This is a genomic window from Steroidobacter cummioxidans (assembly GCF_003104955.1).
Genome location: NZ_LSRW01000084.1, coordinates 1 through 24914, shown reverse-complemented (window position 1 = coordinate 24914; position 24914 = coordinate 1). Strand labels below are relative to the sequence as shown.

Annotated in this window: 26 protein-coding genes and 1 pseudogene; 18 read left to right on the top strand and 9 right to left on the bottom strand. The window is 62.5% G+C overall.

Features of this window, described 5'->3' with window-relative positions; genetic code table 11:
- Positions 1–16 precede the first annotated feature (16 nt).
- The 6 genes from D0550_RS29345 (at position 17) to D0550_RS29320 (ending at position 4974) form a co-directional block, all read left to right on the top strand.
- Positions 17–1354 (top strand): peptidylprolyl isomerase, encoded by a 1338-nt coding sequence (locus D0550_RS29345; protein WP_116812751.1) that lies wholly within the window; start codon positions 17–19, stop codon positions 1352–1354.
- Complete coding sequence (gene pdxA, locus D0550_RS29340; RefSeq protein ID WP_116812750.1) at positions 1351–2385, top strand: 4-hydroxythreonine-4-phosphate dehydrogenase PdxA; 1035 nt, start codon at positions 1351–1353, stop codon at positions 2383–2385. Before D0550_RS29345 ends, pdxA begins: the two co-directional genes overlap by 4 nt.
- A complete protein-coding gene (gene rsmA / locus D0550_RS29335; protein WP_116812749.1) occupies positions 2342–3121 on the top strand; it encodes a 16S rRNA (adenine(1518)-N(6)/adenine(1519)-N(6))-dimethyltransferase RsmA in 780 nt (259 codons plus the stop codon). The genes pdxA and rsmA overlap by 44 nt, the downstream gene beginning before the upstream one ends.
- 33 nt (positions 3122–3154) lie before the next feature.
- Positions 3155–3586, top strand: coding sequence for a universal stress protein (locus D0550_RS29330; protein WP_116812748.1), 432 nt, complete (start codon positions 3155–3157; stop codon positions 3584–3586).
- Positions 3587–3668: 82 nt separating this feature from the next.
- Entirely contained in the window at positions 3669–4115 is a 447-nt protein-coding gene (apaG, locus tag D0550_RS29325) for a Co2+/Mg2+ efflux protein ApaG (RefSeq protein WP_116812747.1), read from the top strand.
- A gap of 13 nt (positions 4116–4128) precedes the next feature.
- Positions 4129–4974, top strand: coding sequence for a symmetrical bis(5'-nucleosyl)-tetraphosphatase (locus D0550_RS29320; RefSeq protein ID WP_116812746.1), 846 nt, complete (start codon positions 4129–4131; stop codon positions 4972–4974).
- A 19-nt stretch (positions 4975–4993) separates the two neighbouring features.
- Here the strand turns inward: D0550_RS29320 and D0550_RS29315 are convergent, their stop codons facing one another.
- Positions 4994–5665, bottom strand: a complete 672-nt coding sequence (locus tag D0550_RS29315; RefSeq protein ID WP_153067411.1) for a hypothetical protein — start codon at positions 5663–5665, stop codon at positions 4994–4996.
- 120 nt (positions 5666–5785) lie between these two features.
- Here D0550_RS29315 and D0550_RS37260 point away from each other — a divergent pair.
- The 11 genes and pseudogenes from D0550_RS37260 (at position 5786) to D0550_RS29265 (ending at position 16233) form a co-directional block, all read left to right on the top strand.
- Positions 5786–6303 (top strand): annotated as a pseudogene (locus D0550_RS37260) (3-hydroxyanthranilate 3,4-dioxygenase).
- Entirely contained in the window at positions 6197–7129 is a 933-nt protein-coding gene (locus D0550_RS35720; RefSeq protein WP_414717354.1) for a cyclase family protein, read from the top strand. Before D0550_RS37260 ends, D0550_RS35720 begins: the two are co-directional and overlap by 107 nt.
- Positions 7126–8400: a kynureninase gene (gene kynU, locus D0550_RS29300; RefSeq protein WP_116812743.1), complete on the top strand. Its 1275-nt coding sequence runs from the start codon at positions 7126–7128 to the stop codon at positions 8398–8400. Before D0550_RS35720 ends, kynU begins: the two co-directional genes overlap by 4 nt.
- Positions 8397–9761, top strand: a complete 1365-nt coding sequence (locus D0550_RS29295) for an FAD-dependent oxidoreductase (protein ID WP_116812742.1) — start codon at positions 8397–8399, stop codon at positions 9759–9761. The genes kynU and D0550_RS29295 overlap by 4 nt, the downstream gene beginning before the upstream one ends.
- 96 nt (positions 9762–9857) lie before the next feature.
- Positions 9858–10703 carry a PhzF family phenazine biosynthesis protein gene (locus D0550_RS29290; RefSeq protein ID WP_116812741.1) on the top strand — a complete coding sequence of 282 codons (846 nt, stop codon included), beginning with the start codon at positions 9858–9860 and terminating at the stop codon, positions 10701–10703.
- A gap of 175 nt (positions 10704–10878) precedes the next feature.
- Positions 10879–11991: a cellulose synthase complex periplasmic endoglucanase BcsZ gene (bcsZ, locus tag D0550_RS29285; protein WP_116812740.1), complete on the top strand. Its 1113-nt coding sequence runs from the start codon at positions 10879–10881 to the stop codon at positions 11989–11991.
- Positions 11992–12176: 185 nt separating this feature from the next.
- Positions 12177–12572 carry a hypothetical protein gene (locus tag D0550_RS35715; protein WP_206606608.1) on the top strand — a complete coding sequence of 132 codons (396 nt, stop codon included), beginning with the start codon at positions 12177–12179 and terminating at the stop codon, positions 12570–12572.
- Positions 12569–13273 (top strand): class I SAM-dependent methyltransferase, encoded by a 705-nt coding sequence (locus D0550_RS29280; protein ID WP_206606607.1) that lies wholly within the window; start codon positions 12569–12571, stop codon positions 13271–13273. The genes D0550_RS35715 and D0550_RS29280 overlap by 4 nt, the downstream gene beginning before the upstream one ends.
- 58 nt (positions 13274–13331) lie before the next feature.
- The gene (locus D0550_RS29275) at positions 13332–13646 is read left to right on the top strand and encodes a hypothetical protein (protein ID WP_206606606.1); all 315 of its coding nucleotides are present in this window, start codon (positions 13332–13334) and stop codon (positions 13644–13646) included.
- 15 nt (positions 13647–13661) lie between these two features.
- Positions 13662–15482 carry a glutamine--fructose-6-phosphate transaminase (isomerizing) gene (glmS, locus tag D0550_RS29270; protein WP_116812738.1) on the top strand — a complete coding sequence of 607 codons (1821 nt, stop codon included), beginning with the start codon at positions 13662–13664 and terminating at the stop codon, positions 15480–15482.
- Positions 15483–15672: 190 nt separating this feature from the next.
- Positions 15673–16233, top strand: a complete 561-nt coding sequence (locus D0550_RS29265) for an ORF6N domain-containing protein (protein ID WP_116812737.1) — start codon at positions 15673–15675, stop codon at positions 16231–16233.
- A gap of 125 nt (positions 16234–16358) precedes the next feature.
- Here the strand turns inward: D0550_RS29265 and D0550_RS29260 are convergent, their stop codons facing one another.
- Genes D0550_RS29260 through D0550_RS29225 form a run of 8 tightly spaced genes read right to left on the bottom strand, consistent with a single transcriptional unit; the run spans position 16359 to position 22504 of the window.
- Complete coding sequence (locus tag D0550_RS29260) at positions 16359–17273, bottom strand: GGDEF domain-containing protein (protein WP_116812736.1); 915 nt, start codon at positions 17271–17273, stop codon at positions 16359–16361.
- Positions 17274–17321: 48 nt separating this feature from the next.
- Positions 17322–18023, bottom strand: a complete 702-nt coding sequence (gene rluF, locus D0550_RS29255) for a 23S rRNA pseudouridine(2604) synthase RluF (RefSeq protein WP_116812735.1) — start codon at positions 18021–18023, stop codon at positions 17322–17324.
- Positions 18024–18037: 14 nt separating this feature from the next.
- Positions 18038–18409 (bottom strand): YkgJ family cysteine cluster protein, encoded by a 372-nt coding sequence (locus tag D0550_RS29250; RefSeq protein ID WP_116812734.1) that lies wholly within the window; start codon positions 18407–18409, stop codon positions 18038–18040.
- Entirely contained in the window at positions 18406–18894 is a 489-nt protein-coding gene (gene folA / locus D0550_RS29245) for a type 3 dihydrofolate reductase (protein ID WP_116812733.1), read from the bottom strand. Before folA ends, D0550_RS29250 begins: the two co-directional genes overlap by 4 nt.
- A gap of 9 nt (positions 18895–18903) precedes the next feature.
- The gene (locus D0550_RS29240) at positions 18904–19539 is read right to left on the bottom strand and encodes an SET domain-containing protein (protein WP_116812732.1); all 636 of its coding nucleotides are present in this window, start codon (positions 19537–19539) and stop codon (positions 18904–18906) included.
- 13 nt (positions 19540–19552) lie between these two features.
- Positions 19553–20347, bottom strand: a complete 795-nt coding sequence (gene thyA / locus D0550_RS29235) for a thymidylate synthase (protein WP_116812731.1) — start codon at positions 20345–20347, stop codon at positions 19553–19555.
- A complete protein-coding gene (gene lgt, locus D0550_RS29230) occupies positions 20344–21231 on the bottom strand; it encodes a prolipoprotein diacylglyceryl transferase (RefSeq protein ID WP_116812730.1) in 888 nt (295 codons plus the stop codon). Before lgt ends, thyA begins: the two co-directional genes overlap by 4 nt.
- Before the next feature lie 49 nt (positions 21232–21280).
- Positions 21281–22504 carry a class I SAM-dependent rRNA methyltransferase gene (locus D0550_RS29225; protein ID WP_116812729.1) on the bottom strand — a complete coding sequence of 408 codons (1224 nt, stop codon included), beginning with the start codon at positions 22502–22504 and terminating at the stop codon, positions 21281–21283.
- An 18-nt stretch (positions 22505–22522) separates the two neighbouring features.
- Between D0550_RS29225 and D0550_RS29220 the strand changes: the two genes are divergently transcribed.
- Entirely contained in the window at positions 22523–24595 is a 2073-nt protein-coding gene (locus tag D0550_RS29220; protein WP_116812728.1) for a thioredoxin domain-containing protein, read from the top strand.
- Positions 24596–24914: the final 319 nt, after the last annotated feature.

Genomic DNA, 24914 nt, shown 5'->3' with positions numbered 1-24914 from the left:
TCAACCCTGGTTACGCATGAAACTCCACCCTGCCTCCAAAGTTACTAGCGCGATCCGTGGCTGTCTGCTTGGCCTGAGCCTGCTCGGCCTGGCGGGCGGCGCCCTGGCCCAGACCCGCGAGCTGTCCGGCAGCGGCGTCCTGCTGGATCGCATTGCCGCCGTGGTCAATGACGGCGTGGTGCTGAGCTCCCAGCTGGAGGAGCAGACCGAGGAAATCACCGCACGTCTGCGTCAGCAAAGCACCGAGCTGCCGCCGCGCAACGTCCTGCGTCAGCAGATTCTCGAGCGCCTGGTGGTCGAGGAAATCCAGATGCAGCGGGCCAACAAGCTCGGCCTGCAGGTTTCCGAGGAAATGCTGAACGGCGCGCTCGACGACGTGGCCAAGCGCAACAACATCGGCTTCTCGGATCTGCCCCAGGCCCTCGCCCAGCAGGGCATCGACTACCGCACATTCCGTGATGAGATCCGTCGGCAGATGACTCTGCAGCTGCTGCGCCAGCGCGACGTGATCGCCCGCATCAACGTGTCGCCGCGCGAGCTGGATCAGTTCATGGCTCGTCAGCAGGCCGCGCCCGACAAGAACGCCGAATACAACGTTTCGCACATCCTGATTTCCGTGCCCGTGAGCGCCTCGCCCGAGCAGATCGAAGCGCGCGAGAAGCGCGCCAAGGAAGTGTTCGACAAGGCGACCAGCGGCGATGACTTCGCGCAGCTCGCGGTCACCTACTCGGACAGCAGCACCAACATCGAAGGCGGCGCGCTCGGCTGGCGCCGTGGCACTCAGCTGCCCTCCATCCTGGCGGACAACATCTCCAAGATGAGGCCCGGCCAGACCTCGCAGCCCATCCGCACGCCCAGCGGCTTTCATCTGTTCCGCCTGAATGAAGTGCGCGGCGGCGTACAGCAGTCGGTGGTGGCGCAGGTGCACGCTCGTCACATCCTGCTGCGGACCAACGAGCTCGAGGACGATCAGACCATCGAGCAGAAGCTCACCAACATTCGCACGCGAGTGATCGACGGCAAGGAAGATTTCGCCGCGATCGCCGCCGTGACCTCGCAGGATCCAGGCTCGGCTGCCGACGGCGGCGATCTGGGCTGGGCTGGTCGCGGCAGCTTCGTGCCCGACTTCGAGAAACAAATCGACGCGTTGAGCGAGAACGAGATCTCCAAGCCGTTCAAGACTCAGTACGGCTGGCACATCGTGCAGCTGCTCGGCCGCCGTCAACACGACTCGACCGACGATCTGCGCCGTCAGCGCGCGTTCGCCGAATTGCGTGAGTCCAAGGCCGAGGAAGAAACCGAGCTGTGGCTGCGTCGCCTGCGCGACGAAGCGTTCGTGGAATACAGGATGTGACCGCGCCGGCCCGGGCGCGCATACCGCGGCTCATCATTACTTCGGGTGAGCCGGCCGGCATCGGGCCCGATCTGTGTCTCGCCACCGCCGCGCGCGACTGGCCTTGCGATGTCGTCGTTGCCGCCGATATCGAGCTGCTGAAGCAACGCGCACAGCAACTGCGACTCAGCATCCAATTACTGCCCTACGTCAGCAGCACCGTCGTCCCGGCTCATCAGCCCGGCACGTTGCGCGTGTTGCACGTTCCGACCGCCGCAGCCGTCGAGGCTGGCAAGCTGAACGTTGCAAACGCACGCTACGTGCTGAAACTGCTCGACGCTGCCGCGCAAGGCTGCCTCACCGGCGAGTTCGACGCGATGGTCACGGCTCCAGTCCAGAAAAGCGTCATCAACGACGCGGGCGTGCCGTTTTCGGGGCATACCGAATATCTCGCCGAGCGTACCGGCGGTTCCTATCCAGTGATGATGCTGGCAACGCAGACCTTGCGTGTTGCACTGGCCACCACGCATCTGCCGCTTCTCGAAGTGAGCGCCGCGATCACCGATGAGACACTGACCCGTGTCATTCGCATCCTCGATCACGATCTGCGCACCCGCTTCGACCTCGCCAAGCCGCGCATTCTCGTCTGCGGCTTGAATCCTCATGCCGGCGAGTCGGGCCACCTGGGCCGCGAGGAAATCGAAGTGATCGAGCCGACGCTGCAGCGACTGCGCAGCGAAGGTTTACACCTCATCGGGCCGGCGCCCGCGGACACAGCTTTCACTCCCCATATGCTCCAACAAGCCGACGCCGTGCTGGCGATGTTTCACGATCAAGGCCTGCCGGTCATCAAATATGCCGGTTTCGGCGATTGTGTGAACATCACGCTCGGCCTGCCCATCGTGCGCACGTCCGTGGATCACGGCACTGCACTGGCGTTGGCTGGCACCGGCCAGGCCGACTCCAGCAGCCTGGCCGCGGCGATGCAGATGGCACTGCGAATGACCCATGCACCAACCCCGCAAACGATTCGGCCAGCACTTCCTACATGACCCCGGCGTGATCGGGCGGATCGTCGCCGCGATCGCGCCTCAGCCGCAGGATCGCATGGTCGAGATCGGGCCCGGCCTCGGCGCGCTCACGGTTCCGTTGCTGGCCCGCCTGAACGAGTTGCATGCGGTCGAGATCGACCGCGACGCGATTCGCCATTTGCACGAGATCACACAGAACGATCCGCGGCTGCACATCCATTCCGCCGATGTCCTGCAGTTCACGTTCGCTCATATATATGAAGGCGAGCGACTCAGAGTGGTCGGCAACCTGCCCTACAACATCTCCACGCCGCTGCTGTTTCACCTGATCGAACAGCGCGAGCGCATTCTCGACATGCACTTCATGCTGCAAAAAGAGGTGGTCGACCGTATGGCCGCGGCGCCGGGGTCGGAGCACTACGGCCGGCTTACAGTCATGCTGGCGCCCTGGGTGCGTGTCGAGCCGCTGTTCGATATCGGTCCGGGCGCCTTCCGGCCGCCGCCGAAGGTGATCTCCACCGTGGTGCGACTGACACCGCATGAACAACCCATGCCGATCGGCGATCCCAGACATTTCGCCACCGTGGTCGGGGCGGCGTTTTCCCAGCGCCGCAAAACGCTGCGCAATTCGCTCAAACCTTTCCTGGATGCCGCTGACATCGCGGCGGTGGGAATCGATCCGGGTCTGCGGGCCGAGGTGCTGTCGCCCGCTGAATTCGTTGCCCTGAGCAGCCGACTGGCCGCCAAGCTCCTATAATCGATTGCAGCTGACGCACTCGAGGGGACTGCAATGAGCGACTACAAAAACATTCTGTTGGTGGTCGACCTGTCCGACGACAGTCAGATCATCGGCGAACGCGCCAAGGCCATCGCCGCCTGCTATCAATCCGAAATTACGCTGCTGCACGTGGTCGAATACGTGCCGGTCGAGCCCATGGGCGAGGCGCTGCTGCCGACGGTGCAGATCGAGGGCGAGCTGGTCGACCGCGCCAAGTTGCGGCTCGCCGAACTGGCGCAACGACTGTCGCTGTCGAGCAGCCGGCAGCTGGTCGAGACCGGTGGTATCAAGTCGGAGATCATCCGCACCGCCCAGCGTCTGAAAAGCGATCTCATCGTGCTCGGCAGCCGCGAGCGTCATGGCCTGGCCATCCTGCTCAACTTCACTGAAGACACGATCCTGCACGCGGCCCCCTGCGATGTGCTGGCGGTACGCCTGCACTAGCAGACATAAGATTCGCGCTTTTTCCGGCAAGCTCGGCCCGCGAGACTGCTAGAATCGTTGCGGCTTTAGCCAGTCACCGGATATGACAGATACCACGCCCCCCAAAGGTCGCGCCTCCGCCAGCCATCCGGACCGCGATGCCCTGCCCGCGTCCGATGCGCTCCATAAGATTCGCGTCGACGTGAGCGCCAACTATGTGGGCGAGCAGTCCAAGCCGGACGAGGGCCACTATGCCTTTTCCTACACCATCACCATTCGCAACGAAGGCCAGGTGCCGGCGCGCCTGCTGACGCGTCATTGGGTGATCACCGACGCCAACGGCAAAGTGAAGGAAGTGCGCGGTGAAGGTGTGGTCGGCGAGCAGCCGTATCTGTTGCCGGGCCAGGGCTTCCGTTATTCCAGCGGCGCCGTGCTCGAAACGCCGGTGGGCGCCATGCAGGGCAGCTATCAAATGCTGGCCGACGACGGCGCGCACTTCGATGCGCCGATCGCCCCGTTCACCTTGGCCATGCCAGGGCTGCTGCACTAGAGCGAACGTCCGCATGGCCGTTTACGCCATCGGCGATATTCAGGGTTGTGACGAAGAATTCTCGCAGCTGCTGACCCGGCTGAGTTTCTCCCCCTCACGCGACACACTCTGGCTGGTTGGCGACCTGGTCAATCGCGGCCCGCGCTCGCTGGACGTGTTACGGCGAGTCAAAGCGCTGGGCAGCTCAGCCATCAGCGTGCTTGGCAATCACGATTTGCATTTGCTCGCGCTGGCCCTGTCGCCCACCGAGCCGGTCAAATCGAAAGACACGCTTCAGCAAGTGCTCGCCGCCCCCGATCGCGATGAGCTGCTGCACTGGCTACGCCATCGCCCGATGCTTCATCACGATGACGCGCTCGGTTACACGATGGTTCATGCGGGGCTGCCGCCGCAGTGGGATCTGTCGCTGGCGCAGGCCTGCGCGCGCGAGCTCGAAGAAACATTGCGTGATGAGCACAGCTGCCGCGAATTGTTCGCTCACATGTACGGCGACCAGCCCGATCGCTGGTCGGACGATTTGCAGGGCTTCGAGCGCCTGCGTTTCATCACCAATTGCCTCACGCGCCTGCGCTTCTGTCGCGCCGATGGCCGGCTGGATTTGAAGTTCAAGGGCGAGGTGAAGGACGCACCCAAGCATCTGATGCCTTGGTTCCAGGTACCCGACCGCCGCTCGCGCGATGTCCGCGTCGTATGCGGTCACTGGTCGGCGCTGGGCTACTACGATGCCGATAGCGTGCTCGCAATCGACACGGGCTGCGTGTGGGGCGAAAAGCTCTGCGCCGTGCGCCTCGATCGATTCCCGCCCGCGCCGGTGTTCGTGCCCTGCTCGTCGTCAGGGCTGAGCGTCGGCAGCGAATAACGCCGCGACGAGTCCCCGGCTACTTGGCTTTCACTGCGTCGGGCTTGGGAAGTTCCACCAGCGCCTCGACTTCCAGGCGAGGCTGGCCCAACGACAGCTGATTCGGCGAGCACAGCACGTCATCCTGCACCGTGCGCACCGCGAGCTTGGGCAGCACTTTCTTCCGCAGCTCGTCGATCAGCTCGCAATCGCCGGGCTGCAGATCCAGACGCCCGCGCGTCATCGACACACGACGCCACTGCGCCGGGAATTGCTCCAGACTGTCGAGCGGGCTTTCGCTCTTCTTGCCTCGGACGCGCTGGGCCAGCTCGCGCACACTCTTGTTCTTGTCGCGATCGGCCAATGCTTCGGGCGTGGCCTCGACCGGACTGACCACCTGCATCACGACGCGCGGCATGCGCGCCACCGAATACGGGCAATCCGCCGAACGAACCTTGACCCGCGCATGCACGCCGAGTTCGCGCATGATGCGCTCGAGCTTTCCTTCCAGCCCAGTGCAGGAATAGAACGTGGTGAAGCTCTGGAAATAGAAGGTGATTTCCTGCTGCTTCCAGATGGCCTGCACCGGATCGGCAGAGGCCGCCGCCTGGCCTTGCGGCTCGGCCGCCTGATCCTCGGCCGCGAGCCCAGGCAGGCTGAATAGCAGCGTCAGCCACAATAGCGACGCTGAAGTTACCGATTGACGCCTCATGAGCGGTGGTCCTCCGCAATGGCTCACAAGCATGGTCTGTGACCGCTCCGGACGCAAGCCAGCCCCGCCTGTGCGCTCCGGCCACAGCAGGTATACTGGCCACCCGCGGAGAACCCAAGCATGAGCCCGCTCAAAGCCTTCAATTTTCGCGACTGGATCGACAAGCACCGCGAATACCTGAAACCGCCGGTCAACAACCGGCTGGTGTTCCGCGAGTCCGAATTCATCATCATGGTGGTCGGCGGCCCCAATTCGCGCACCGATTATCACGAGGACCCGGGCGAAGAATTCTTCTATCAGCTCGAGGGCGACATGACTCTGCGCACCATGCAGGACGGCGCCCGCGTCGATATTCCGATCCGCGAAGGCGAGATCCTGCTGCTGCCCGCGCGCGTCCCGCACTCTCCGCAGCGTTATGCAAACACGGTCGGGCTGGTGATCGAGCGCAAGCGGCGACCGGAGGAGCAGGATGGCTTCCTCTGGNNGTTCTTGCGAGCATTTGCTCCTATCCGCTGCATGCCGAATATTTACATGTCAGCGACATCGAGCAGCAGCTGCCGCCGGTGTTCGAGCGCTTTTACAACTCGCTGGAGATGCGCACCTGCCAAGCCTGCGGCGCGGTCGCGCACAAGCGCTGATCTATTGCGTTCGATGCGTGATCCTGCTGCTTCCAGTACGCTCGCTGTCGAGATTGCCGGTCGACGCTGGCAAGTTTCGAGCAGTGGTCGAGACATTTCCATCCCGCTGCGCTTCAACGAAGCTCAGCCGACTTTTTTCGGCGCAGCGGCCGCCAGCGCTCAACCGATCGCCGCCGGCTCGTTCGTCGGAGACGTGCGACAGGGCGGCAGCTGCAACTGTTCCGTGCATACGCTGACACCTCATTGCAACGGCACGCATACCGAATGTGTCGGTCACATCACTCAGGAACGCCTGAGCGTGCGTGATCTTGCGATCCGGCATTTCAGCGCCGCGTTGCTCATCTCTGCAACGCCCGAGCCCTGCGCCGACATTCCCGGCGATCGTGTCGTCTCGCTGGCAGCGCTGCTGAAAGCCATCGGCAGCGCCTCGTTGCGCGACTATCAGGCATTGGTCGTGAGGACGTTGCCCAACGATTCTTCCAAGCTCGCGTGCAACTACGACGCGGGCCCGATGCCACCGTATTTCAGCCTCGAAGCCATGCATCACATCGTCGAGCAGGGCATCGACACTTTGGTCGTGGACCTGCCGTCGATCGATCGTGCGCAGGACGGCGGCAAGCTGGCCGCTCACAGAGTTTTCTGGGGCATGCCGGCGGGCAGCACGTCTACAGCGACTGTCACACGTCAGCACGCCACCATTACCGAAATGGCATACATCGACGACACCGTCGCCGATGGTCCCTACCTGCTGAACCTGCAGGTCGCTCCCTTTGTCATCGACGCCGCGCCGAGCCGGCCGATTTTGTTACCCCTGACACCCGCATGAACGTTTCCGTCGAGCGCTCCTTCGCCGCCCAGCAGGATGCCGCAGATTCACTGGCGCCGCTGCGCGCCGAGTTTTTCATCCCACAGCGCGAGCATGGCGGTGACAGCATCTATCTGTGCGGCCACTCGCTCGGCTTGCAGCCGAGAGGCGTCGGGAGACTGCTCGATGAGGAATTGAAGCATTGGGCCGAGCTTGCGGTGGAAGGCCATTTCTCATCGTCGCGCCCCTGGTTGCCCTATCACGAGCAGCTGACGAATTCGTTAGCGAGGCTGACCGGCGCGCAGCCCATCGAAGTGGTCGCTATGAATTCGCTGACGGTGAACCTGCACCTGATGTTCACCAGTTTCTATCGTCCGCGGCCCGGCCGAGAAGCCATCCTGATCGAGCAGCACGCGTTCCCGTCGGATCAGTACGCCGTCGCTTCGCAGATCCAGTATCACGGCTTCGATCCGAAGACCGCACTGATCGAGATCGCGCCGCGCCCGGGCGAAGACGTGCTTCGTACCGAAGATATTTGCGCGCTGATCGAGCGTGAAGGTCAGCGCATCGCCACGGTGATGTTGCCGGGCGTGCAGTACTTGACCGGTCAGCGCTTCGACATCGAAGCGATCACGCGCTGTGCGCGACGCCAGGGATGCATCGTCGGCTTCGATCTCGCACATGCCATCGGCAACGTGCCGCTGCGGCTGCACGACTGGGATGTCGATTTCGCGATGTGGTGCAGTTACAAATATCTGAACGCCGGACCGGGCGCGATCGGCGGATGTTTCGTGCACGAGCGGCATGCGCGCTCGCCGGATCTGCCCCGTTTCGCAGGCTGGTGGGGTCACGACAAGCAGAGCCGGTTTCAGATGCCGTCCACGTTTCAGCCCATCCCGGGCGCGGAAGGCTGGCAGCTGTCGAATCCGCCGATTCTCGCGACTGCACCGTTGCTGGCCTCGCTGGCGCTGTTCGACAAGGCGGGCATGGACGAGTTGCGCGCAAAGTCCCTGCGCTTGACGGCCTACCTGCAAGCGTTGCTCGACGCGCGGCTGTCCAAGTCGCTGACGATCACGACCCCCGCCGATCCCGAGTCGCGCGGCTGTCAGCTGTCCATTCGCTTGCATCGCTCAGCCGCCGAGGCCCGGGCGGTGAACCATGCGCTCACGGCACAAGGTGTCTTCTGCGACTGGCGCGAGCCCGACATCATTCGCGTTGCCCCCGTGCCGCTCTACAATTCGTTCCTGGATGTGTGGCAATTCGTCGCCGCGCTGGAGCAGGCTCTGCAATGAGTGATGGCAGACGTAGCGAATCCGTAACCGTCGTTGGCGCGGGACTCGCGGGCACTCTGCTCTCGATCATCCTGGCGCGCCGCGGTCACCGCGTGCGGCTATATGAGCGCCAGGACGACATGCGACGCGTCGCCGTCGATGCCGGCCGTTCCATCAATCTCGCCCTCGCCGCCCGCGGCATCCGCGCATTGGAACTGGCGGGCGTGATGGAGCGAGTGACACCCGCGCTGGTGCCGATGCCGGGCCGCATGCTGCATGACCCGACGGGCGCGCTGACCTTTGTTCCTTACGGCCAGCGGCCCGAAGAAGTCATTTATTCCGTGTCCCGGCCCGGCTTGAACTGCATTCTGCTCGACGCCGCCGAAAAGGCCGGGGTGGAATTGCTCTTTCGGCATCCCGCCATCGGCGCGGATTTCACACGCAGGCAGATCAACTTCCAGAATCCCGACGGCCAGCCGCACGACGTTGCCATGGAGCGCGTGTTCGCCACCGACGGCGCCGGCTCGATATTGCGGCGGACGCTGGTGGATCGACTCGGCATCGCTTGCACTGAAGACTTACTCAAGCACGGCTACAAAGAGCTCACTCTGCCGCCGTTTCCAGATGGCCGGCCGCGCATCGACAAGCATGCGCTGCACATCTGGCCGCGTGGCGGTTTCATGCTCATCGCATTGCCAAACATCGATGGCAGCTTCACCGTCACGCTGTTCCTGCCGCTCAATGGACCGGATAGCTTCGAGACGCTGACCACGCCCGCCAGCATCGAAACATTCTTCGGCAGCCATTTTCCCGACGTGAAACAGCTGATGCCGGACCTGGCAGCGGAGTTCTTCCAGCACCCGACCGGCATCATGGGCACGGTGCGCTGCCAGCAATGGTCCTTCGAAGATCGCTTGTTGCTCATGGGCGATGCCGCGCATGCCATCACGCCGTTTCACGGCCAGGGCATGAACTGTTGTTTCGAGGATTGCCGCGAGCTCGATGCCCTGCTGACCGGTAGTGACGATTGGACGGGCAGCTTTGGCGAGTTCGAGACACTGCGTCGACCGAACACCAATGCCATCGCCGACATGGCCATCGAGAACTATCTGGAAATGCGCGATACCGTGCGCGATCCGAAGTTCCATTTGCACAAGGCGCTGTCGCTCGAGCTGGAGCGTCGCCATCCGACGCGCTTCGTGCCGCGCTATTCGATGGTCATGTTTCACGACGACATTCCGTACGCCGTCGCTTATGAGCGCGGTCGCATTCAAAACGAAATCTTATCTGCGCTGACCCAGCAAGCCGACACGCTCGCCGCAGTGGACTATGACGCTGCCGCGCGCCTCATCGAGGCGAAGTTGCCGCCACTGCCAGACTGAGCGCTCGCGATCTGTGCCGGCGTGCGCACGCTGGACTGTGCATTTACCTGCGAGCCCGCTGCGCTTACAACAGCGCATCAATCCGAGGCTTGTGTCATGCGCACTTTGAATTTCCGCATCGTCAACGTGTTCACGTTCAACGGCGGCACGCTCACCGGCAATCCGTTGTGTGTGTTCGAGGATGCCAGCGGTCTGAACACCGAGACCATGCAGGCGCTGGCTCGTCAGTTCAATTTATCTGAAACGACGTTTATTCAGCGCTCGAACTCGGCCAACGCGCACGTCCGCATCTTCACGCCCAGTTATGAAATGCCGTTCGCCGGTCATCCCACGCTCGGCACCGCATTCGTGTGTCGTGCGCTGGGCCTGGGCGGCGATCGGCTGCAGCTGGAAATGCAGGCCGGCATCATTCCAGTCGCGGCCCAAGGCAATCGCTGGACGTTGCAAGCGAATCAACCCACCTGGCGAGCCTGCGAAGCATCGCGTGATGCACTGGCAGCCATGCTCGGACTCGAAGTCGGCGACATTGGCGAGCAACCGCTTTGGGTCAAGGCAGGCAAAGAACAACTGGTCATTCCATTGACCAGCGAGGCCGCAGTCCGGCGCGCCAACCCCCGGCCCGATTTGTTCGGCGCCGTGACCAGCGAGGATGGCCACAGCATGGCGTACATCTTCGCCCCGCCGAGCGGCGGGCGCACGCTGGCGCGTTTCTTCTTCCCGGATGGGTCCGCCATCATCGAGGATCCCGCGACCGGCTCGGCGACCGCCAACTTCGGCGGCTGGTGGCTTGCCACTCACCAGCCCCTGCCCTGTCAGTTGCAAATATCACAAGGTGAGTACGTCGCCCGCCCGTCGACACTCCTATTAAATGTGGACTTGCAGCGGCGCATCTTCGTCAGCGGCGACGTGGTCGAAATCGCACGCGGCACGCTGAATTTGTAAAGCTCCTGATTGGCAATCGCCTGCGCGAACCCTAAGGTCATGCCGAATGAGTCTCGGTAGCGCCTGGAGCGTAGATGCCTGCCTACGGATCAGTAATAACGCGTACTAAAACAGACCGGTTTTTCGCCCTTCGGCAAGCCTTACGTACCGATCCTTGCCGCTCCAGGGGGTGCTCATGCTGAGCACGTCAGCGTTACTTGCTGACAGCGCCCTGGGCGCGGGAGTGAAGTGCGAGGCCTGGCCGGCCTGGCAACGCTTCAAGCTGCTGTACCTGAGTCACGACGGCCGGATCGTCGACGCCAGCACCGAGGCCCAGATCACCACCTCGGCAGGCCAGTCGTACGCATTGTTCTTCGCGCTGGTCAGCAACGATCGCGAGGCCTTCGACCGCATCCTGCGCTGGACCCACAACAACCTCTGCGGCAGCCAGCTGGAAAGAATACTGCCGGCCTGCAAATGGGGCCGCGCCGACGACGGTGCATGGCGCGTGCTCGACAGCAGTTCCGCGACCGATGCCGATCTGTGGATTGCCTACACGCTCGGCGAAGCAGCGCGCCTGTGGAATGAACAACGCTACTCCAACCTCGGCGCGATGATCGCTGAAAACATTCTGCAGCAGGAGGTGGAGACTGTGCCTGGGCTCGGAACGGCGCTACTGCCCGGGCCGCATGGCTTTGTTACCGGCGACAGCGGGCGCCTGAATGCAAGCCATCTACCGCTGTCTGTGCTCCGGGGCCTGGCGAGGCAAACCCAAGACCCGCTCTGGGACGAAATCATTCACTCTTCCGAGCAGATCATTCTCGGCTCGGCGCCCAACGGATTCGCGGCCGACTGGATCGAACACACACACAACGGATTCATCCCCGATCGTCGCAGTCGGGCCGCGGGCAGTTACGATGCGATCCGTGTTTATCTTTGGGCCGGCATGCTGCCGGCTTCCGATCCTGCGCGTGATCCGATCCTGAATGCACTGAAACCCATTCTGGAGAGCGCCGCCAAGCGCGCCGCTCCGGTCGAAGTCATCGACACTCAAACGCTCGAGATGCGCGGCGATGGTCCACCCGGTTTTTCGGCGGCACTGTTGCCCATGCTGGCCAACGCCAGGATGACTGCTGCATTACAAACGCATCGCCAGCGCGCCGCCGACGGCTCGTTACAAAACAATCAAAGCTATTACAGCGATGCATTGACGCTGTTCGGTCTCGGCTGGCTGGAGCAGCGCTACCGTTTCAATCGCTCGGGCTTGCTGAACGTGCGCTGGACTCCAGCATCGGATCGACCGCACTAGCGGTCGCTGCCCGCTCCTGCAGACCGCGCCGTTTCGGGGCAGCGCGTAGTGCCGCACCATGCTGGAATTTCAAAGCTCGCACCCCTGGATGGGAACCATCCATGGTCTCGGGACATCTATCCCTCGATACCGTGGACAAGAGCAGCCATCGCGCGCTCCCACACCTGACGCCCGGGTAATTCACGATGACCTCGCGCTCTTCTGGTGCAGCTGTCGCCTCGCATTACGACGACATGCCGTTGTCACTGGTGCTGTTTCGCTATTTGTGGCCGTTCTGGCTGTTCAAGGATGCCAGTCGCGGCGATCACATGACGCGCGCGGCCGCTTACCGCCACAACCGCAGTATGCGAATCTATCTGCCGGGCTATCTGATGAAATGGATGTTCAGTTGCGTCACCACGTTCGCCATCACAGCGGGTTTCGGCTCTCTTTCCGCCACCGCGCAGGCCGCCAGCGCCGCCGACTCGGTCGACGTGTTCGCCATCATCGCCGCGGGCTGGGGCATCGTCTTCACGTGCAGCGTCTGCGTGCTGTTTGTCACCAGCTATATCTATTTCTATCTGAGCCGCAACGACACTTGATACGTTCGCTGCTCGCCGCCCTGCTGCTATTCAGCGGCAGCCTCGCTTGCGCCGCCGCTCCTGCGCAGTACGAAACGCGCGCCGAGCACGATCCCGACGGCATCGGCAAATTCTATCTCGGCCGCGAGATCGCGCATGTCATGGGCCCTGGCGGCGTGCCCTGGCTCGAACGAGCGGAGCGAGAGCGCGAAGAGCGTCCGCAGCTGACCGTCGATGCGCTGGAAATCAAACCCGGCCAGACCATCGCCGACCTCGGAGCCGGCTCCGGTTATTACAGCTTTCGAATTGCTCCGCTCGTGGGCGAGCGAGGCAATGTGCTCGCAATCGATGTCGAGCCTCGCATGCTGAGACTGATAGCTGACCGTGCCAAACGCGATGGCATGAAGAACGTCACAACGGTGCTCAGCACGCCGAGCGATCCGAATCTCGAACCGAACAGCATCGACCTGTTGTTCATGGTCGACGTGTATCACGAGCTCGAGTATCCGTTCGAAGTGATGACCAAAGTGCGCGAGGCGCTCAAGCCGGGCGGCCGGGTGGCGCTCATCGAGTATCGCGCCGAGGACCCGGCTGTGATGATCAAGCCAGTCCACAAGATGACCGAGCGCCAGATCATTCGCGAGCTCACCGCAGCCGGGTTCCGCTACCAGAAAACCATCCGCACCCTGCCCCTCCAGCACCTGGTCCTGTTCCAGAAATAGCCCCATCGGCCAAAAAGCCACAGCATTCCTGCCCGATTTCGGGCAGGATTGTTGGGAAATGACCCCTGAGCCGGCAAACTTCACCTCCGCATCGGATTCGAACGGAGCGCAGGACGACATGGGAGAGCTGGTGGACTACCTGGCCCGCTCCAGCCGCCTGACACCCCAGGAAGCGGCGCGGCTGGTCAACGAAGTACTGGCTTTCATGAGCGAGATGCCTGAGGACTTCATCCGCCGCCGCCACCTCGCCCTGCAAGCCCAAGGCCTGTCGAACCGAGCGATCTATCTGCAGCTCAGCGCTGAACTGACGGTACGGCGCTTTCGCGCGCCCGACTACAGCGAGCGACAGATCCGCAGGATCATTTACGGTTGAACGGAAGGTTTCCTCATGTGTGGCATCGTCGGTTACATCGGCAAGCGCGAGGCAGCGCCCATCCTCGTTGAAGGCCTGCGCCGGCTGGAATATCGCGGTTACGACTCGGCAGGCATCGCATGTGCTCGCAACGAGAAGCTCACGATCTTCAAGAGCAAAGGCAAAGTGCGTGACCTCGAACGCTCGCTGCCGGAACGATTGAAAGGCACGACCGGCATCGCTCATACGCGCTGGGCGACGCATGGCGAGCCGAGCGATCGAAATGCACACCCACACACCGACGCCAGCGAACGTTTCGCCATCGTTCACAACGGCATCGTCGAAAATGCCGGACAACTGCGCTCCAAGCTGCAAGCGAGCGGAGTGACGTTCCGGTCGGAGACGGATTCGGAAGTCCTGGCGCATCTCATCGCGGCCATGCCCGGCGACAACCTCGAAGGCCGCGTCCGCGGCGCGCTGCGTCTCGTAACTGGCACCTATGGACTGGCCGTCATCGACGCCGAGCGGCCTGAAACAATCGTCGTCGCACGCAATGGCAGCCCGGTCGTACTCGGCATCGGCGAACGCGAAATGTTCGTTGCCTCCGATCCCGCCGCACTCGTCCGACACACGCAGAGCGTCGTGCATCTGGATGACGGCGAAGTCGCCGTCGTGCGTGCCGATGGCTTCGAAACGTCGACGCTCGATGGCGGCGCCACCGCCAAGAAACCTTCGACGATTCCTTTCACCGATGAGTCGTTCGACAAGGAAGGTTACTCGCACTTCATGCGCAAGGAGATCGCCGAGCAACCCGAATCGATTCGTCGCACCTTGAGTGGACGACTCGACACGCGTTTTCAGACAACCCATATCGGCGGCCTGGAAATGGCGGCGCGAGAGCTGCTGGAAATCCGCCGCGTGAAAATTCTGGGTTGCGGCTCGGCGTACATCGCCGGCTGCTTCGGCGCGCATCTGATCGAACAACTGGCTCGCGTGCCCGCGCATGCGGAGCCCGCCTCCGAGTTTCGTTATCGCAATCCGGTAATCGAACAGGACACGCTGTACATCGCCGTCAGCCAGTCCGGAGAAACGTTCGACACGCTTGCCGCGGTCCAGGAAGTGAAACGCAAAGGCGGCCGGGTGCTGGGTATCGTCAATGTCGTCGGCAGCACGATCGCGCGCGAATGCGGCCGCGGTATCTATTTGCACTCCGGCCCCGAGATCGCGGTCGTTTCGACCAAGACTTTTACCTCCACCGCCGTCGCGTTTGCGCTGCTCGCCATTCATCTCGGCCGCATTCGCGACATGTCGACCGCCCACGGCTCGCGACTGCTCAAGGCGCTGGAAGCGCTGCCGTCCCAGGTCGAGGAGATCCTTGCGATGGAACCGCATATCGCAAAATTGGCGAAGGAACTGGCCGCGCACGAGAGCGCGTATTTCGTCGGCCGCGCCTCCGGCTATCCCGTCGCAATGGAAGGCGCGCTGAAGCTGAAAGAGATCAGCTACATCCATGCCGAAGCCTATCCCGCCTCCGAGCTGAAGCACGGGCCGCTCGCGCTCATCAGCCCGGAAACACCGACCGTGGTCATCATGCCGCGGGACGATTTGTTCGCGAAAAACGCATCCACCCTCGAAGAAATCCGGGCCCGCAGCGGCCCGATCTACGCCATCACCCACCGCGGCGATGCTTTGCCCGTCGCAGTCAATGGCAGCATCGAGGTGCCGAAATCCGAGCCCGAGCTCGACCCGCTGCTGTTGAACATTCCCTTGCAGCTGCTCGCCTATCACGTCGCACTGGCCAAAGATCGGAATATCGACCAGCCGCGGAATCTGGCGAAGTCCGTAACGGTGGAGTGACGACGCTCCGGTCACCATTTGTGACCCATGGAAGTCACCGCCGCAGCGCGGAACGCAGCACCTTCTACCTCATCGATTCCCCAGGAAGTGAGCTGATTTCTGGCGAAAACCACAATTAATCGACACGCCCTGGCGAGCGTCGGACTACAGGCTGCTGCACACATCCGCCGCAGCCACAGGAACAATCGAGATGCAGGGCACGAGGAAGCCGAGGGCCGCCGCGCCAGCGCCGGTCGAACACATCGCACGATCGATCATCATTCTGCGCCGCCAGCGCGTCCTACTCGACGTCGAATTGGCCGCACTTTATGGCGTGACGACGGCGCGTTTGAACCAGCAGGTACGCCGCAACCTCAGACGCTTTCCCGGAGATTTCATGTTTCAGCTCAGCGCCGAGGAACACGCCGCTTTGATGTTGCAAAATGCAACATCAAAGCCTGGCCGTGGCGGCCGACGCAAGCCACCGCTGGCTTTTACGGAGCACGGCGCCATCATGGCGGCCACCGTTCTGAGCAGCGAACGAGCAGTAGAGATGAGCATCTATGTCGTGCGCGCTTTTGTACACCTGCGCGATCTATTGACCTCAAACAAGGAGCTAGCCAGACGGCTCAATGAACTGGACGGGCACATAGCGCGCAAGTTCGCCAAGCAAGACGAGGTGATCTCCGAGATGCTCAAAGCCATTCGCCAGCTGATGAAGCCGCCAGAGCCCAAGCGCCGCGGCATCAAGTTCACCGCCGACTGGAGCTGACAAATGTCTCACCGCCGCGTCCGCATGCAGCGATGTAAACGAGAGTTGCGAGAGCGACGCGCGCCACGATACATGAGCCGGCGAGTTTTGATGTTGCAAAATGCAACATCAAAAAACGAGACACCTCAGTGACAGACCTTGTTTCTTCCACTCCGCTTCGCCTTGTAGAGCATCTCGTCCGCGGTTCTATATAAGTCGACGAGCGACATGCCCTCTTGCAGCGAGCCGGCACCGACGGAAATCGTGACGCGGATGTTCTTGTCCTCGGCAACAAACGCGTGAGCTTCGATCAGCGAACGCAGCTCTTCGCCGATCTTGGCGGCGTTGTGAAGCGATGTCTCGGGCAGGATGATGCAGAACTCCTCGCCGCCGTAGCGACCCAGCCGATCGGAGGGGCGCAGCCGTCGCTGCAGGATGCCGGCAAGGCCGCGCAGCACCGAGTCGCCAGTGAGATGACCGTGCGTATCGTTGATGCTCTTGAAATGATCGATGTCGAGCATGAGCACCGACAGCTCGCGGCCATGGCGGCGGGCGCGGGGGATCTCCTCTTCCAACAGCGAGTCCAGCCGCTTGCGATTGGCCAGATCGGTCAGGCCGTCGGTCACGGCCATGCGATGGATGATCTCGTGATACTGCAGCTCGATATCCGAGCCGGACAGATATTTGAAAATGGTGTCGCCGATCTTCAGGCGATCGCCCCGCTCCAGCTGGCGCTCGCGGACGCTATGAACGTCATCATTGATGAAAGTGCCGTTGGTGGACACCAGGTCGACGACGAACAGATTGCCGCCCCGCTGTTCGAGACGGGCATGCCGGCGGGAGACGCAGTCGCTCGGTAGGACAATATCATTGTCCCGTCCGCGCCCGACGCTGGTCTCGGACTTGTCCAGGACATAACGCCGGCCCAGATCGGCCTGCACGGGCGCATGAATGACCACCAGGCACGCCTCACCGGGCCGCCTGACGCGCAGCTCATCGAGCCCCGTGACCCGGGTTTGTACGTCGTAATCGTGGTCCACGGCGCGCAAGATACTGTGCACCGAGAGGAAACGTCCAGATGAACCGGCGGGCGAGCCGACCGGCGGCGTTTAAAAGTTGAATCCAGGCTTATGAGGGAGCAGACCGCGCACTTCGCTGTCCTTCAGCTCGCGCCATTGCCCCACTTTGATCCCATCCAATGTCAAATTGATGATCCGCACGCGTTGTAGCCGCAACACTTTGTAGCCGAAGAACGAGCACATGCGCCGGATCTGGCGGTTCAAGCCCTGGGTCAGGACGATCCGGAACGTGGCCGGCGCGACGCGTGTGATCTTGCAGGGCCGCGTGACCGTGCCGAGGATCCGCACCCCGCTCGCCATGCCATTGAGAAAGATCTCAGTAACCGGCCGGTCGACGGTTACGACATATTCCTTTTCGTGGGCGTTCTCGACCCGCAGGATCTCGTTGACGATGTCACCGTTATTGGTCAACAGAATCAGTCCCTCGGACTCCTTGTCCAGGCGGCCGATGGGAAAGATCCGCTCGCGATAGTTGACGAAGTCGGTGATGTTTCCGGGAATCTCGCGGTCGGTCGTGCAGATGACGCCGACCGGCTTGTTGAGCGCGATATAGACGTGCTTCTGCTCGCCGCTGACCGCCTGGCCGTCGACGCAGACCACATCGCCTTCCTTGACCTGAGTGCCGAGCGTGGCAACCACGCCGTTGATGGTGACCCGCCCCGCCTCGATGCGAACGTCAGCCTCGCGCCGCGAGCACAGCCCCGTCTCGCTGATGTACTTGTTCAACCGCACTTCAAATCAACACATCACGCCGAAGGTATGAACTCGTCGTCGCCCTGATGCTCGCGCTCGAATTTCAGGAACTCGTGATAGCCGCAACGATTGCCGTACGGATACTTGCGACAGACATTGGGTCGCGCTTCATACACCGTGCAGCGACGCTCATCCGTATCGAAGAAACGACAGATGGTCTTGTAGATGTGATCTTTCTGATGCCGCAGGATCTGCTCGTCCACTTCCTTGGTCTTGTAGTTGTAGGTGAACTTCCGTTTGGCCTCGGCGTGCGACAAGCCGGAGTGTTTGGCGAGGCGCGCGATATCGTGCTCGCTCACGGCAATGCGCGAGTGACTGCAACAATAGCCGGGACAGGTGGCACAGTCGTAACGCAGCTTGGTCATGGGACGACTCGCTCTAGCGTGCTGAAAGTGAAGGCGTGGGCGTGGCGCTCGTCGGCGGGATGATACTCCTTCGCGACCTCGCGCCACTGCCGATCCTCCAGCTTGGGAAACACCACATCGCCGTCGACGCTGGCATGCACGCGTGTGAGATGGATGACCTGAACCTGTGGCAGAACTTGTCGGTAGATATCGGCACCGCCGACGATCACGATCTCCGGAGCCGGCTGCGCCGCCGCGATGGCTTCCTCGATCGACGTCACCACGGTGCAGCCAGGAATTTCCAAGCCCGGCTGACGAGAGATCACGACGTTCAAGCGCCCCGGCAGCGGCCGGCCGATCGAATCGAACGTCTTGCGTCCCATCACGATCGGCTTGCCCAGACTGAGCGCCTTGAAGCGCTTCAGATCGTCGGGCAGCCGCCACGGCAACTGATTCCCGCTGCCGATGACGCCGTTGTCGGCCACCGCGACGATGATCGAGAGCATCGGTCGATCTCAGCGCTGCTTGGCTTTTTTCTTGGCCTTTTTCTTATCGACCTTTTTCTTGTCGAGCGGCTCCTTGTCGAGCATGGTGCCGCGGCATTTCTTCGCGCCGCAACGGCAGGCGTACAGCGCCAGCTCGGCCGGATCGTCGGTGCTCTCCCAGGTGAGCTGATAATCGTAGCCCAGCTCTTCACCCGGCTTGATGCTGCGAATCGCGTCGATGAACACGCGGCTGTTCTCGATCACGGTCTCGCAATTGGGATTGCAGCTGTGATTGATGAAGCGCGCGTCATTGCCGTTCACGCCCGCATCGATCACGGTGCGATTGCTGGCGATGAACAGGAAGGTATGGCCGTCGTCCTCGCCCTTCTCCTCATAACGCGAGTCCGCCTCGCCATGGGAGATGCGCTCGCCGAGATACTCGAGGATGCGCGCGCCCTTCTTGATCGGAGCGATCGCATATACGCCCCGACCATGGATGGTCGAATTGCGGGCTTCGACCAGGGGCGAGTTCGCCAGCGACACCGCCTGCTTCTTCGGCAACGGCCGACGCGCTTTGCGCACCGACTTCTTTTGCTTTTGCGAGCTGCGGGTGGATTTGCCTGAGACGCGAGTGCGCGACTCGGTGCGACGGTTCTTCGTGGCCATTAATCTAATTTGATCAGACAGCGATGGGCGCTTTGATTGAAGGATGAGCCTGGTATTCGACGATCTGAAAATCTTCGTACTCGTACTCGAAAATCGACGGCGGCTTGCGCTTGATGACGAGCTTCGGCATCGGGAACGGCTCGCGACGCAACTGCTCGTCGGCCTGCTCCAGATGATTCAGATACAGATGGGTGTCGCCGCCGGTCCAGATGAATTCGCCCGGCTCCAGATCGCACTGCTGCGCGAACATGTGCGTCAGCAACGCATACGAGGCGATATTGAACGGCACACCGAGGAACACATCGGCGCTGCGTTGATACAACTGGCACGACAGCTTGCCGTCACCCACCCAGAACTGGAACAAGGCGTGGCAGGGCGTGAGCGACATCTGCTCCAGCTCGCCCACGTTCCAGGCGTTGACGATGATGCGACGGGAATCGGGATTGCGACGGATCAGGTCGACAGTGCGGCTGATCTGGTCGATGGTCTTGCCGTCCGGCCCCGGCCACGAGCGCCACTGCTTGCCGTAGATCGGGCCGAGCTCGCCGTTCTCATCGGCCCACTCATCCCAGATCGACACGCCGTGGTCGTGCAGGTATTTGACGTTGGTGTCGCCCTTCAGGAACCACAGCAACTCGTAAATGATGGACTTCAGATGCAGCTTCTTGGTCGTGACCAGCGGAAACCCCTGGCTCAGGTCGAAGCGCGCCTGATAGCCGAAGACCGACAGCGTGCCGGTGCCGGTGCGATCGGTCTTGCGCAGACCGTGCTCCCGGACGTGCCGGAGCATCTGCAGGTACTGGATCATGACGCGGTCGCGAGCTGCTTGGTGCCGTAGTTGCCGCTCGCCTGCTGGCTGCGATACGCCCACGCCATCAGGATGACGCCGAAGACGATCATCGGTAGCGACAGGATCTGACCCATGGTGACCCAGTTGAACAGCAGGTAGCCGCGATTCTCATCGGGCACGCGCACGAACTCCACAGCGAAACGGCACACGCCGTACACGATCAGGAACAAGCCCGAAGGTGCCAGCCGCGGACGCGGCGTGCGCGTGAACAGCCACAGCACGACGAACAATAGCAGCCCTTCGAGCAGACCTTCGTAGAGCTGCGATGCATGGACATGCAGCACGCAGGGATCGAGGCCGAAGCGCTGGCACAAGCGCGAGGCCTCGGCCGCCTGGACGGGATAGAGCGGCGCGGGATCGACGGTAAAGCCCCAGGGCACGGTGGTGGGCTTGCCCCATAACTCGCCATTGATGAAGTTGCCGATGCGGCCGGCGAAGATGCCGATGCCGGGCAGGGGCGCGAGGAAGTCGAGCACGTCTGCAAAGCGGCGCTGACGCTGGCGGGCAAACACCACCACCGCCAGGATCACGCCGATCAAGCCGCCATGGAACGACATGCCGCCTTCCCAGATGCGGATGATGGTAAGCGGATCCGCCACCACCTGTTCGCCGCCGTAGAACAGGATCCAACCCAGCCGGCCGCCGAGAATCACGCCGATGGCGGCGAAAAAGATCAAATCGTCGACATCGGCCGGTTGCCAGGTCGAGTCGGCGCGCGCCGCCCGGCGTCGGGCCAGCCACCACGCGGCCGCAAAGCCAATGACATACATGAGCCCGTACCAGCGCACGGCCAGCGGGCCCACCGAGAAGATGATCGGGTCGATCGCGGGGTAGGGAATCATGATCGGTGCGAGTATACCAATGCCCTGACTCGGCCCGCCCGACAGCTTGTTAGTCGGTCACGACCCGGCAGAAATACGCCTTCAGGTAGCGCGTCTCCGGAATGGCCGGATGGATCGGATGATCGGGGGCCTGGCCACCGACTTCCACCAGCTGGGCAAAGCGACCGAGATGACGCGCTCCCCGCTGAATCGCGCCCACCAGGTGGTCCGGCTCCAGATGATAGGAGCAGGAGCACGACACCAGGATGCCGTCTTTGTCCAGCAACTGCATGGCGAGCTGATTGAGCCGCTTGTACGCGGCCTCACCCTTGGGCACATCTTTCTTGCGCTTGATGAACGCCGGCGGATCGATCACCACCACGTCGAACCGGCGGCCCTCGCCATGGAGCCGCTCCATCACGTCGAACGCGTCGCCCTTGATCGCCGATGGCTTCAGGCCGTTGGCGGCGGCACTCGCCTGCAACTGATCCAGGGCCGAGGCCGACGAATCCACGCAGGTGACCTCGGTCGCGCCCGCCTTGAGTGCGCCCAATCCCCAGGCGCCCAGATAGCTGAAAACATCGAGTACGCGCGCGCCACCGACGTATTTGCGCAAGGCCAGCCGATTCGCCGCCTGATCGAAGAACCAGCCGGTTTTCTGGCCGCCGCTGAGCGGCACCTGGAAGCCGACCCCGCCCTCCTCGACGACCACGGACTCAGGCGCCTCGCCGAACACGGTTTCGACATAGTGCGGCAGGCCTTCGAGATCGCGCACGCCGGCATCGTTCTTCCACACCAGCGCTGCAGGATTGATGACCTTTTTCACCGCCGCTTCGATCTGCGGACGCAATGCCTCCATGCCCGCCGTCGCGATCTGCCCGACGACCACGTCGCCGAATCTATCCAGCACCAGGCCCGGCAACGCATCGGATTCGCCGTACACCAGTCGATAAAACGGTTTGTCGTAGAGCGAACGGCGCAACGACTGCGCCACCTGCAGGCGATGCACGAGCAACGACTTGTCCGGCGCATGCTGGGCGCTGCGCCCCAGGATTCGCGCGCTGATCAGCGAGTGCGGATTCACATAGGCGTAGCCCATGAATTTGTCGCGATCGGAGACGACCCGGCACAGCGCGCCCGGCTGAAAAGCCGTCAGCGGCGTGCGCGCGGTGTCCACCTCGTTGGAAAACACCCACAGGTGGCCAGCGGCTAGACGACGGTCCTCACCCCGCTTCAAGCGCAACTCGGGCAGCTCGGCGGGCGTAGTGATCGGTGTGTTGGTGACGGTGTTCATTTAAAGTGGGCGCATTCTATGCACGAATCATCACATCGCAACCGTCTCGCACACGAGACGAGCCCCTACCTGCTGCAACACGCCGCCAATCCCGTGGACTGGCACCCCTGGGGCGCCGAGGCGCTCGAGCTGGCCAGGCGCGAGAACAAGCCGATCCTGCTGTCGATCGGTTACTCCGCCTGCCATTGGTGCCACGTCATGGCGCACGAGTCCTTCGAGGATCCGGCCAGCGCCGCGGTGATGAACGAGCTGTTCGTGAACATCAAGGTGGATCGCGAGGAGCGGCCCGACCTCGACCGCATCTACCAGATCGCGCAGCAGATGCTGACCCAGCGCGGCGGCGGCTGGCCGCTGACGATGTTTCTATCTCCCATGGATCAGCGCCCCTTCTTCGGCGGCACTTACTTCCCCAAGGAAGCGCGCCACGGCCTGCCCGCCTTCACCGATTTGTTGCAACGAGTGGCCGCATTCTATCGCGAGCGCGGCGGCGACATCGCCCAACAAAGCAGCGCTCTACAACAAGCGTTCGATCAGCTGCACACCCCGCCCGCGTCGGGCGACACGCCTCTGACACTGGCGCCGGCACACGCTGCACGTGAGCAGCTTGCGGGTGCATTCGATCCGGAATTTGGCGGCTTTGGCGGCGCGCCGAAATTTCCGCATCCAACCAACATCGAGTTCCTGTTACGCCAGTGGCGTGCCACGGCGGGCGCCGAAGAGCCCGATCTGCATTCGCTTTATATGGCCACGCTGACGCTCAAGCGCATGGCCGATGGCGGCATCTACGATCAATTGGGCGGCGGCTTCGCCCGCTACAGCGTCGATGCGTATTGGATGATCCCGCACTTCGAAAAAATGCTGTACGACAACGGCCAGCTGCTGCGCGTTTATGCGCACGCCGCGCTGGCGACAGGCGAGCCCCTGTTCAGTCGTATCGCAAGCGAGACGGCCGACTGGATTATTCGTGACATGCAGTCGCCCGAAGGCGGTTACTGGTCGGCGCTCGACGCCGACTCCGAAGGTCACGAAGGTAAGTTTTACGTATGGCAGCCAGAGGAAGTGTCGCGCCTGCTCGATGCCGATGACTATGCCGTCTTCGCGCGACACTTCGGACTCGACCGCGCCGCGAACTTCGAAGGCCAGGACTGGCATCTGCACGTGTTTCGTGCCGAAGAGGACATCGGCGCCGAGTTGGGCATCGAGCCCGCCGCAGTCACTCAGCGCCTGCAGCGTGCGCGTCGCGCCCTGCTGGACGTGCGCAATCACCGAGTCTGGCCGGGGCGCGATGAGAAAGTGCTCACGTCATGGAACGGTCTCGCGATCGGCGGCCTCGCTGTCGCGGCCCGCGCGTTGCGTCGATCCGATCTGGCCGATGCCGCCGCGCGAGCTGTCGATTTCATTCGTCAGCAATGCTGGCGCGACGGCCGTTTGCTCGCGACGTACAAGGATGGTCGCGCTCGCTTCGCCGCTTATCTCGACGACTACGCGTTCCTGCTTGACGGCGTTTTGGAGCTGCTGCAAACGCGCTGGCGCAGCGAGGACCTGACCTTCGCAACTGCGCTGGCCGAAGCGCTGCTGACGCATTTCGAGGATCGCGAGTCCGGTGGCTTCTATTTCACGGCCGACGACCACGAGCAGCTGATGCACCGCTCGCGCTCGTTCAGTGATGAAGCTGTGCCTGCAGGCAATGCCATTGCCGCACAGGCACTCACCCGGCTGGGTCTTTTGCTGGGCGAGACGCGCTATCTCGATGCAGCTGCGAAAACGTTACGCGCCGCCTGGCCCGCCTTGCAGCACTATCCGCACGCCCACACTGCCCTGCTGGTCGCGCTCGAGGAACATCTGGAACCGCCCGAGATCGTCATTGTGCGCGGCGACCGCACCGAGGCCGAGAGCTGGCGCGATGAGCTCGCGAAGGTCTATGCGCCCAGACGCTTGGTGTTCGCTATTGCAGCGGACGCCTCGAATCTGCCGCCCGCAATCGCAGATAAGAAAGCTCTGCCCGAAACGGCAGCGTATGTGTGTCGCGGCATGACGTGTTCGGCGCCGGTGCGCTCGCTGTCTTCGCTGGTGGCGCTGACCCGGGGCTAACTAGGGCCTGTGAACACGCATTTGATGGGCTGCGTTGCGCCTGCAATCGCCTGCGGCAAGGCGCAAAGCGCAGCCCCCCTACGGGGGCAAGCTTTGTAACGCAGCGGCAGGCCCATGTTTTACGTCAGACTTGGGAGGCGCAACCCATTCAATGAATAAATATCCTTAGATGGGACGAGCTATTGGGGTTCAGGACGTCGTTGCTCCTCCCTTGTGTACAGAGAGTACACGGCGGTCGTCCCGCCTAGCCCTGAACCCCAATAGCTCGTCGCAGCCCACCAAATGCGTGTTCACAGGCCCTGGGTTATTTCTTTTCTTT

Bases quoted from the DNA above. Each gene is read 5' to 3' on its own strand.
- D0550_RS29320 (WP_116812746.1), top strand. From the start codon at position 4,129: ATGGCCGTTTACGCCATCGGCGATATTCAGGGTTGTGACGAAGAATTC.
- glmS (WP_116812738.1), top strand. From the start codon at position 13,662: ATGTGTGGCATCGTCGGTTACATCGGCAAGCGCGAGGCAGCGCCCATC.
- apaG (WP_116812747.1), top strand. From the start codon at position 3,669: ATGACAGATACCACGCCCCCCAAAGGTCGCGCCTCCGCCAGCCATCCG.
- rsmA (WP_116812749.1), top strand. From the start codon at position 2,342: ATGCACCAACCCCGCAAACGATTCGGCCAGCACTTCCTACATGACCCC.
- bcsZ (WP_116812740.1), top strand. From the start codon at position 10,879: ATGCTGAGCACGTCAGCGTTACTTGCTGACAGCGCCCTGGGCGCGGGA.
- D0550_RS29225 (WP_116812729.1), bottom strand. From the start codon at position 22,504: ATGAACACCGTCACCAACACACCGATCACTACGCCCGCCGAGCTGCCC.
- kynU (WP_116812743.1), top strand. From the start codon at position 7,126: ATGAACGTTTCCGTCGAGCGCTCCTTCGCCGCCCAGCAGGATGCCGCA.
- D0550_RS29330 (WP_116812748.1), top strand. From the start codon at position 3,155: ATGAGCGACTACAAAAACATTCTGTTGGTGGTCGACCTGTCCGACGAC.
- thyA (WP_116812731.1), bottom strand. From the start codon at position 20,347: ATGATCCAGTACCTGCAGATGCTCCGGCACGTCCGGGAGCACGGTCTG.
- D0550_RS29295 (WP_116812742.1), top strand. From the start codon at position 8,397: ATGAGTGATGGCAGACGTAGCGAATCCGTAACCGTCGTTGGCGCGGGA.
- D0550_RS29290 (WP_116812741.1), top strand. From the start codon at position 9,858: ATGCGCACTTTGAATTTCCGCATCGTCAACGTGTTCACGTTCAACGGC.
- D0550_RS35720 (WP_414717354.1), top strand. From the start codon at position 6,197: ATGTCAGCGACATCGAGCAGCAGCTGCCGCCGGTGTTCGAGCGCTTTT.
- D0550_RS29265 (WP_116812737.1), top strand. From the start codon at position 15,673: ATGCAGGGCACGAGGAAGCCGAGGGCCGCCGCGCCAGCGCCGGTCGAA.
- D0550_RS35715 (WP_206606608.1), top strand. From the start codon at position 12,177: ATGACCTCGCGCTCTTCTGGTGCAGCTGTCGCCTCGCATTACGACGAC.
- D0550_RS29240 (WP_116812732.1), bottom strand. From the start codon at position 19,539: ATGGCCACGAAGAACCGTCGCACCGAGTCGCGCACTCGCGTCTCAGGC.
- D0550_RS29220 (WP_116812728.1), top strand. From the start codon at position 22,523: ATGCACGAATCATCACATCGCAACCGTCTCGCACACGAGACGAGCCCC.
- D0550_RS29345 (WP_116812751.1), top strand. From the start codon at position 17: ATGAAACTCCACCCTGCCTCCAAAGTTACTAGCGCGATCCGTGGCTGT.
- lgt (WP_116812730.1), bottom strand. From the start codon at position 21,231: ATGATTCCCTACCCCGCGATCGACCCGATCATCTTCTCGGTGGGCCCG.
- D0550_RS29250 (WP_116812734.1), bottom strand. From the start codon at position 18,409: ATGACCAAGCTGCGTTACGACTGTGCCACCTGTCCCGGCTATTGTTGC.
- folA (WP_116812733.1), bottom strand. From the start codon at position 18,894: ATGCTCTCGATCATCGTCGCGGTGGCCGACAACGGCGTCATCGGCAGC.
- D0550_RS29315 (WP_153067411.1), bottom strand. From the start codon at position 5,665: ATGAGGCGTCAATCGGTAACTTCAGCGTCGCTATTGTGGCTGACGCTG.
- D0550_RS29275 (WP_206606606.1), top strand. From the start codon at position 13,332: ATGACCCCTGAGCCGGCAAACTTCACCTCCGCATCGGATTCGAACGGA.